The organism is Streptomyces sp. NPDC057963 (genome assembly GCF_042887155.1).
GTDB lineage: Bacteria > Actinomycetota > Actinomycetes > Streptomycetales > Streptomycetaceae > Streptomyces.
In genome coordinates, this window is record NZ_JBHVPX010000010.1 from 1 (window position 1) to 9199 (window position 9199).

Annotated in this window: 6 protein-coding genes; 2 read left to right on the top strand and 4 right to left on the bottom strand. The window is 70.9% G+C overall.

Going from position 1 to position 9199, the window contains the following annotated elements; genetic code table 11:
• Positions 1-186: 186 nt before the first annotated feature.
• The 4 genes from ACFVT1_RS23185 to ACFVT1_RS23200 all read right to left on the bottom strand — a co-directional run bounded on the left by ACFVT1_RS23185 (position 187) and on the right by ACFVT1_RS23200 (position 5064).
• Complete coding sequence (locus ACFVT1_RS23185) at positions 187-1716, bottom strand: helix-turn-helix domain-containing protein (RefSeq protein ID WP_389798477.1); 1530 nt, start codon at positions 1714-1716, stop codon at positions 187-189.
• A gap of 231 nt (positions 1717-1947) precedes the next feature.
• The gene (locus ACFVT1_RS23190; protein WP_389798479.1) at positions 1948-2571 is read right to left on the bottom strand and encodes an RraA family protein; all 624 of its coding nucleotides are present in this window, start codon (positions 2569-2571) and stop codon (positions 1948-1950) included.
• Positions 2572-2656: 85 nt separating this feature from the next.
• On the bottom strand, positions 2657-3910 hold the full coding sequence (locus tag ACFVT1_RS23195; RefSeq protein WP_389798481.1) for an MFS transporter: 1254 nt from the start codon (positions 3908-3910) through the stop codon (positions 2657-2659).
• On the bottom strand, positions 3907-5064 hold the full coding sequence (locus ACFVT1_RS23200; RefSeq protein WP_389798483.1) for a LysR family transcriptional regulator: 1158 nt from the start codon (positions 5062-5064) through the stop codon (positions 3907-3909). The genes ACFVT1_RS23195 and ACFVT1_RS23200 overlap by 4 nt, the downstream gene beginning before the upstream one ends.
• 265 nt (positions 5065-5329) lie before the next feature.
• On the opposite strand from ACFVT1_RS23200, the gene acnA reads away from it, so the two are divergent.
• Together acnA and ACFVT1_RS23210 are read left to right on the top strand one after the other, a co-directional pair.
• Complete coding sequence (acnA, locus tag ACFVT1_RS23205; protein ID WP_389798486.1) at positions 5330-8050, top strand: aconitate hydratase AcnA; 2721 nt, start codon at positions 5330-5332, stop codon at positions 8048-8050.
• Between the two features lie 381 nt (positions 8051-8431).
• Positions 8432-9082 (top strand): histidine phosphatase family protein, encoded by a 651-nt coding sequence (locus tag ACFVT1_RS23210; protein ID WP_389798488.1) that lies wholly within the window; start codon positions 8432-8434, stop codon positions 9080-9082.
• Positions 9083-9199: the final 117 nt, after the last annotated feature.

Consider the following 9199-nt stretch of genomic DNA (forward strand, 5'->3'; position numbering starts at 1 on the left):
GTGCTGCTCACGTCCCCCAGTACGAAGAGTTTGCGCCTGTGTGGGATGCTGTTGTTGAAAAGAGGTCTCTGCGTCCGAGCGGCAGCGCGATGCGCTGCCGCTCGGACGCAGAGACCCAGAGATGCCGCCGCCCCCTTCCGAACCCGCGTTATGCCTGGTCAGGAGGGGGGCGGCGGCTTTCGTCGATCAAATGTCGCGGAAGATCTCGATCTGCGCGCCCACGGAGTTGAGCCGCTCCGCCAGCTCCTCGTAACCGCGGTTGATGACATACACGTTGCGCAGGACGGACGTGCCTTCCGCCGCCATCATGGCGAGCAGTACCACCACTGCGGGACGCAGCGCGGGCGGGCACATCATCTCGGCGGCGCGCCAGCGGGTCGGGCCCTCGACGAGTACCCGGTGCGGGTCCAGGAGTTGCAGCCTGCCGCCGAGGCGGTTCAGGTCGGTGAGGTAGATGGCCCGGTTGTCGTAGACCCAGTCGTGGATGAGGGTCTGGCCTTGGGCCGAGGCGGCGATGGCCGCGAAGAAGGGCACATTGTCGATGTTGAGCCCGGGGAACGGCATGGGGTGGACCTTGTCGATCGGCGCCTCCAGTTTGGAGGGGCGGACCGTGAGGTCGACCAGCCTGGTACGGCCGTTGTCGGCGGCGTACTCCGTCGTACGGTCGCAGTCGACGCCCATCTCTTCCAGGACCGCGAGCTCGATCTCCAGGAACTCGATCGGTACCCGGCGGATCGTCAGCTCGGACTCCGTCACCACGGCGGCGGCGAGCAGACTCATCGCCTCGACCGGGTCCTCGGACGGGGAGTAGTCGACGTCCACATCTATGTGCGGAGCGCCGTGCACGGTCAGTGTGGTCGTGCCGATGCCGTCCACGCGTATGCCCAGTGCCTCCAGGAAGAAGCACAGGTCCTGGACCATGTAGTTGGAGGACGCGTTGCGGATGACGGTGGTGCCGTCGTGCCGGGCGGCCGCCAGCAGGGCGTTCTCGGTCACGGTGTCCCCGCGCTCGGTCAGCACGATGGGACGTTCGGGCTTGACCGAGTGGTCTATCTGGGCGTGGTAGAGCCCCTCGGTCGCGGCGATCTCCAGCCCGAACCGGCGCAGCGCGATCATGTGCGGCTCGATGGTCCGCGTACCGAGGTCGCAGCCGCCCGCGTACGGAAGCTTGAACGAGTCCATCCGGTGCAGCAGCGGCCCGAGGAACATGATGATGGAGCGGGTCCGGCGGGCGGCGTCCGCGTCGATGGCGTCCATGTCGAGCCGGGCGGGCGGGACGATCTCCAGGTCGATTCCCTCGTTGATCCACCGGGTCCGCACGCCGATGGAGTTCAGCACCTCCAGGAGGCGGTAGACCTCCTCGATGCGGGCCACGCGGCGCAGCACCGTACGGCCCCTGTTGAGCAGTGAGGCGCAGAGCAGTGCCACGCACGCGTTCTTGCTCGTCTTGACATCGATGGAGCCCGAGAGCCGACGCCCACCGACCACCCGCAGATGCATGGGTCCGGCGTAGCCGAGCGACACGATCTCGCTGTCGAGTGCTTCACCGATGCGCGCGATCATCTCAAGGCTGATGTTCTGGTTGCCGCGCTCGATGCGGTTGACGGCGCTCTGACTGGTGGCGAGCGCCTCGGCGAGCTGACTCTGTGTCCAGCCCCGATGCTGACGGGCGTCACGTATGAGCTTGCCGATGCGTACGAGGTAATCGTCTGACATGGCGAAAGGTTATCTCAGATATGAGATGAGACCTGTGGCGGGGTGTGGCATTCGGGTGACGGCCACGTGTGAAGGGCACGGCAGTTGCGCGGCCGGACGCGCGCGAGGGATGCGGGCCATCGGCGCACCGTGCGTTCCATCGTCCCCCCGGATCGGTGCGAGGGCGCGCGGTGTACGTCCGTCCGGGGTGGGCGCGGAACGGCCGGGAGCCGGCGGGATCCTGGTGCCGGATCAGTCCTCGAAGCCGCCTTCGGCCAGGATCCTGTCGATGCGGGCGCGGTGGGCCTCCTCCCACGCGTCGAGGGACTCGTCGGCCTCCGCGGCCAGTTTCTTCCGGGCGTCCAGGAGCACCTGCTCCCGGCGGGCGCGGGGAGTGACCACGATGCCTTCCTCGTCGGCCACCACGATGTCGCCGGCGTGGACGCTCACACCGCCGCACCGCACCGGGGTGTTGAGCGGCCCGACGGCCTTCTTGGCGCCGGGGACGGGGACGACCCCCCTGGCGAAGACGGGAAAGCCCATCTCGCGCACCTCGGCGAGATCGCGGATCACCCCGTCGGTCACGAACGCCGCGATACCCCGGCGCCGGGCGACGGCGCAGACATTCCCTCCGGCCAGTGCGTAGTCCACGTCCCCGGCCTCGACCACGACGACCGAGCCGGGCTCCGCGCGATGGATGGCGGCGTGCAGCATCAGGTTGTCGCCCGGTGGGCACCGCACGGTGAACGCCGGTCCGGCGACCCGTGGGACCGAGGGCCACAGCGGACGGATTCCGATGTCCATGACCTGCTCGCGCCCCAGGAGGTCGGCGAGGGTGGTCGGGGAGATGTCCCCGAATCCGGTGGCGGCGTTCATGTTCCTCCTTCGTCCGGGCACCCCTTTCCGCCGGGACCGCGCGTTCCCGGGCCCGTCGGACGACGGGCGGAGTGCGGCGGCGAGACTATCGAACAGCCGGGCGGGTCCGAACGGTTGCGGCCGACGCGAGGGCCAGGCCGATCGCACCCAGGGCCGCCGCGATCCACAGCGGCGACGTGAAGTCGGCGCCCGCCGAAAGCGCCGCCCCCGCCAGCAGCGGGCCGCCCGCGTTGCCGATGTTGAACGCGGAGATGTTGGCCGCCGACGCGAGGTTGTCGGCGCCCCGGGCCGCCTCCAGGAGCCGTGTCTGGGAGGGCGGGATCACCGCGGCCCCGACCAGTCCGAAGAGCAGGAAACCGACGGCCGCGGCGGGCTTGCTGTGCACGGCGGCGAGCAGGAGGGCGGAGACCACCGCGACTCCGGCCAGTGCCCCGTACAGCGTGGGCAGCAGCGCCCGGTCCGCGAGCCGCCCGGCCAGCGGGGTGCCGACGACCATCCCGGCGCCGATCAGGACCAGCATGAGCGGGACCGTACGGTCGTCGAAGCCGGTGACCTCGGTGAGCAGGGGCGTGATGTACGTGAGGACGGTGAGGAACGGCGCCCAGCCGAAGGCGGTCGCCGCCAGGGCGAGCCAGACCCGGCCGCGCCGGAAGACCGCCAGCTCCCGGCGGAGGTCGGTGCCCCGCTCCCGGGGCATCGGCGGGACGAGTGCCGCGATCGCGGCCAGCAGCACCACGCCGATCGCGGTCACCGCCCAGAACGCGGCCCGCCAGCCGAGCGTCTGCCCCAGCGCGGTCCCGCCGGGGACGCCGAGCACATTGGCGAGGCTCAGCCCCATGAACACCGTGGCGATCGCGCTCGCCTTGCGCTCCGGCGCGACGATGCCCGCCGCGACGACCGCGGCGGTCCCCACGTAGGCCCCTCCCGCGAGGGCCGACAGCACCCGTCCGGCGAGCAGCACTTCGTATCCGGGGGCGAGCGCGCTGCACAGGCCGGCTGCCGTGAAGAGGCCGACCAGCCAGAGAAGCAGCCGCCTGCGGGGGAGCCTCGCACCCAGGACCGTGAGCAGCGGGGCGCCCACCACCATGCCCAGGGCGTAGCCCGACACGAGCAGCCCCGCCGTGGGCAGCGAGACGCCGAAGTCGGCGGCCACGTCGGGGAGCAGCCCGGCGATGACCACCTCCGTGGTGCCGACGGCGAAGGCCCCCAGGGCGAGCGCCGCCAGGGACGCGGTGCCTGCGCTCCGGGTGCGGCCGGATGCTGGGGTGTCGGGGGCGGGTGCTGGGGTACGGGCGGTCGTCCGGGTGCGGGACGGGGCTGCTGAGAGATCGTTCGTCACGCCTCCAGGCTCGCGCCGCCCGGCGCCGGGATCAGCTCCTGTCCGCGCAACGATCGGTAAGCCGGGCTTACCGATCGGCCGCCGACGCCGACGCCGACGACTCCGCGGGCTTCCGTGCCCGCGCCCCGCACGCCCGTGGCTTCCGTGCCCGCGCCCCGTGCGCCTGCGCCCTCCATGCCCGTACCCACCGACCGCGCGCCCTCCGGTTCCGTACCCACCACCTGCGCGCCCTCCACGCCCGTTCCCACCACCTGCGCGCCCTCCGGCAGGGCCGCCAGTTCCGCGGCTGTCGCGACGAAGGCCCGTACCCGCGCGGTCTCGCCCGACGTGCGCCACACCAGCCCGTACTCCACCGGTTCCGCGTCGGTGAACGGCACGTACACCACGCCTCTCGGCGTGTAGCGCGCCGCGACATCGGCGCCGACGGGCGAGATGCCCTGCCCGGCGCCGACCATGGCGAGGGTTTCCTGCATGGTCGATGCCGACCTGCCCCGCCTCACCGGCTGCCCGCTCGGGGTGCACGCCGGCGCAAAGTGCTTCTGCCAGTAGTCCGGTACGTCGCCGGAGCAGGCGAACACCCGGTCCCGCGCCAGATCCTCCAGCGACACCGAGTGCCGCTTGGCGAGCGTGTGATTGGCCGGGACCGCGAGCATCCGCGGCACCCGGAGCACGACCGGGCCGCGGGTCAGGTCGGACTCCGCGACCGGGAACTGGGTGACCAGGACATCGACCCGGCCGGTGCGCAGCGCGCCCAGCAGGTCGCTGAGCTGCGTCTCGTGGATCTGCACCTCCGTGTCCGGGTGGAGGCGTCCGAAGGCCCGTATCGCGTCCATCAGGAACTCCCCGGCCGCGCTTCCCAGATACCCGACCGGCAGCACCCCTCCGATGCCCCGCGCTTCGGCCTGCGCCCGCGCCACGCCCCGCTCGACACGCCGGTAGCCGGGTTCCACCTCCGCGTGCAGCCGACGGCCGAGCGGCGTGAGGCGCACGGTGCGGCTCGTCCGCTCGAAGAGGGGGGCGCCGATGCGGCGCTCCAGACTCCGGATCGTCTGGCTGACTCTGGCGCGCGAGACGTGCAGCCGCTCGGCCGTGCGGCCGAAGTGCAGTTCGTCGGCGAGTACCAGGAAGCTCTCGATCTCCAGTCTTTCCAGCATTCGGCCGACGGTACCTCGCGGCGGGTCGGGGTGGATCGCGACAAGGGGTCGCGCAGCCCCCGCATGACCGCGCTGAGGTGATGTACTAGAGTTATCTCGACATCGAGATATATGCCGAAGGCGCACCGGAGTCCGCCATCGGGTAAGGGTTACCTAACTAAGCCTTACCTTAGCGGATGGTCGGGGGGCCGCAGGCGGCACCACGCGGCGCCCGCCGTAATGAGGCGCGGCGCGGAGTACGCGCACATTGATGAAGGAGACTGTCGTGTCGGCGAACAGCTTCGACGCCCGCAGCACGCTGCGCGTGGGCGACGAGTCGTACGAGATCTTCAAGCTGGACAAGGTCGAGGGCTCCGCGCGCCTCCCTTACAGCCTGAAGGTGCTGCTGGAGAACCTGCTCCGCACCGAGGACGGCGCGAACATCACCGCCGACCACATCCGGGCGCTCGGCGGCTGGGACTCCCAGGCACAGCCCAGCCAGGAGATCCAGTTCACGCCGGCCCGCGTGATCATGCAGGACTTCACCGGTGTGCCGTGCGTCGTGGACCTCGCCACCATGCGTGAGGCCGTCAAGGAGCTGGGCGGCGACCCGGCCAAGATCAACCCGCTCGCCCCGGCCGAGCTGGTCATCGACCACTCCGTCATCGCCGACAAGTTCGGCACCAACGACGCGTTCGCGCAGAACGTCGAGCTGGAGTACGGCCGCAACAAGGAGCGCTACCAGTTCCTGCGCTGGGGCCAGACCGCCTTCGACGAGTTCAAGGTCGTCCCCCCGGGCACCGGCATCGTCCACCAGGTCAACATCGAGCACCTGGCCCGTACGGTCATGGTCCGCGGTGGCCAGGCGTACCCCGACACCCTCGTCGGCACCGACTCGCACACCACCATGGTCAACGGCCTCGGTGTGCTGGGCTGGGGCGTCGGCGGCATCGAGGCCGAGGCCGCGATGCTCGGTCAGCCGGTCTCCATGCTCATCCCGCGTGTCGTCGGCTTCAAGCTGACCGGCGAGCTCCCGGCCGGCACCACCGCCACCGACCTCGTGCTGACCATCACCGAGATGCTCCGCAAGCACGGTGTCGTCGGCAAGTTCGTCGAGTTCTACGGTGAGGGCGTCGCCGCCACCTCCCTCGCGAACCGCGCCACCATCGGCAACATGTCGCCGGAGTTCGGCTCCACCGCCGCGATCTTCCCGATCGACGACGAGACGCTGAAGTACCTGCGTCTGACCGGCCGTGACGAGCAGCAGGTCGCGCTCGTCGAGGCGTACGCCAAGGAGCAGGGCCTCTGGCTGGACCCGGCCGCCGAGCCGGACTTCTCCGAGAAGCTGGAGCTGGACCTGTCGACGGTCGTCCCGTCGATCGCCGGCCCGAAGCGCCCGCAGGACCGCATCATCCTCGCGAACGCCAAGGAGCAGTTCGCCCAGGACGTGCGCAACTACGTGTCCGAGGACGAGGAGGCGGGCAAGGAGTCCTTCCCGGCCTCCGACGCCCCGGCCTCCGCCAACGGTGTCCCGTCGCGCCCGACCACGGTCACGGCCCCCGACGGCACGTCGTACGAGATCGACCACGGCGCCGTCACCGTCGCCGCGATCACCTCCTGCACCAACACCTCGAACCCGTACGTCATGGTCGCGGCGGCGCTCGTGGCGAAGAAGGCGGTCGAGAAGGGCCTGACCCGCAAGCCGTGGGTCAAGACCACCCTCGCCCCGGGCTCGAAGGTCGTCACCGACTACTTCGACAAGGCGGGCCTGACCCCGTACCTCGACAAGGTCGGCTTCAACCTCGTCGGCTACGGCTGCACCACCTGCATCGGCAACTCCGGTCCGCTGCCGGAGGAGGTCTCCAAGGCGGTCAACGAGCACGACCTGGCCGTGACCTCGGTGCTCTCCGGCAACCGCAACTTCGAGGGCCGGATCAACCCCGACGTCAAGATGAACTACCTGGCGTCCCCGCCGCTGGTCGTCGCGTACGCCATCGCGGGTTCGATGAAGGTGGACATCACCAAGGACGCCCTGGGCATCGACCAGGACGGCAAGCCGGTCTACCTCGCGGACATCTGGCCGTCCGAGGCCGAGGTGAACGACGTCGTCGCCAACGCCATCGGCGAGGACATGTTCAACAAGTCCTACCAGGACGTCTTCGCGGGCGACGCCCAGTGGCAGGCGCTGGCGATCCCGACCGGCAACACCTTCGAGTGGGACCCGCAGTCCACCTACGTGCGCAAGCCCCCGTACTTCGAGGGCATGGCGATGGAGACGACCCCGGTCGAGGACATCACCGGCGCCCGGGTGCTCGCCAAGCTGGGCGACTCGGTCACCACCGACCACATCTCCCCGGCCGGTGCCATCAAGGCCGACACCCCGGCCGGCAAGTACCTGACGGAGCACGGCGTCGAGCGCCGTGACTTCAACTCCTACGGCTCGCGCCGCGGCAACCACGAGGTCATGATTCGCGGCACCTTCGCGAACATCCGCCTGCGCAACCAGATCGCCCCGGGCACCGAGGGCGGCTTCACCCGCGACTTCACCCGGTCCGACGAAGGCGCGCCGGTGTCGTTCATCTACGACGCCTCGCAGAACTACCAGGCCGCCGGCATCCCGCTCGTCATCCTGGCGGGCAAGGAGTACGGTTCCGGCTCGTCCCGCGACTGGGCCGCCAAGGGCACCGCGCTCCTCGGCGTCAAGGCCGTCATCGCCGAGTCCTACGAGCGCATCCACCGCTCGAACCTCATCGGCATGGGCGTCCTCCCGCTCCAGTTCCCGGAGGGCGCGAGCGCCGAGGCCCTCGGCCTGACCGGCGAGGAGACCTTCTCCTTCACGGGCGTGACCGAGCTGAACAACGGCACCACGCCGCGCACCGTCAAGGTCACCACCGACACCGGTGTGGAGCTCGACGCGGTCGTCCGCATCGACACCCCCGGTGAGGCGGACTACTACCGCAACGGCGGCATCATGCAGTACGTGCTCCGCAGCCTGATCCGCAAGTAGACAGCAGGCAGGCAGCAGAGCCGAAGGGCCGCATCCCGGGTCTCCCGGGGTGCGGCCCTTCGCGTTGCACGGCGCCCGCGGTCCGTCCCCACCGACGGAACACACTTCACCGCTCGCACACACTGCGCGCGTCCGGCGTCCGGCAGGGCCCGAGACGGCCGGAGGCCGTTCCCCGGCGGTCCCGGCACGGCCCGGGAGGGACCGAGGCCGTCCCCCGGCGGTTCCGATTCCTCCGCTGGGGCATCTGACGGAATGTGACCGGACACCGGGACGCCGTACCCGCAGGGAGGTACCGGCCACCGCATCGTGGACCGGCGGGCATGACACCATGCAGCGCGCGGCACGACCGGCCACGAACAGCACAGAGAGCGGATGACACCCATGGGCGAGCTGATCCTGATCCGGCACGGCGAGACGGAGTGGTCGCGGTCCGGGCAGCACACGAGCTACACCGATCTGCCGCTGACCCCCTTGGGCGAACGACAGGCCCGCGCCCTGGCACCGCTGCTCGCCGACCGTCTGATCACGCTCACCCTGGTCAGCCCCCTGGTGCGCGCCCGGCGCACCGCGGAGCTCGCCGGGCTCACCGGGCCCCGTATCACCCCCGAGCTGCGTGAATGGGACTACGGCGGCTACGAAGGGGTGACCACCGACGAGATCCGCCTCACCCGCCCCGAGTGGAATCTGTGGACCGACGGAGTCGCCCCCGGGCCCGAGGCGCACCCCGGGGAGACACCCGCCGAGGTCGGCGTTCGGGCCGACCGGGTGCTGGCCGACGTCGCGGAGGCGGCGGACCGCGACAGGGACGGGGACATCGCGCTCGTCGCCCACTCCCACTTCCTGCGCGTCCTCACCGCCCGCTATCTCGGCCTGACCCCGGCCGAGGGCATGCTGTTCCAGCTCGCCACGGGTGCGGTCTCGCGGCTCGGCACCGAGCACGGCAACCCGGTGATCACGGCGTTGAACGTGACCCTGCCCGAGAGCCTGTTCCCCGGGGCCGTTCCGGAATCCCCGGAGCGGGACCGGGCGTGAGCCCCGCCGCGCCGTGGCGCGGCGGGGCCATGAGAGGGTCGTGGGGCCGGGGCCCCGGGGGGGGGGACCGGCCCCCGGCCGGGGGCGGGGCACCACCCCGCCCGCACGCCACAACCC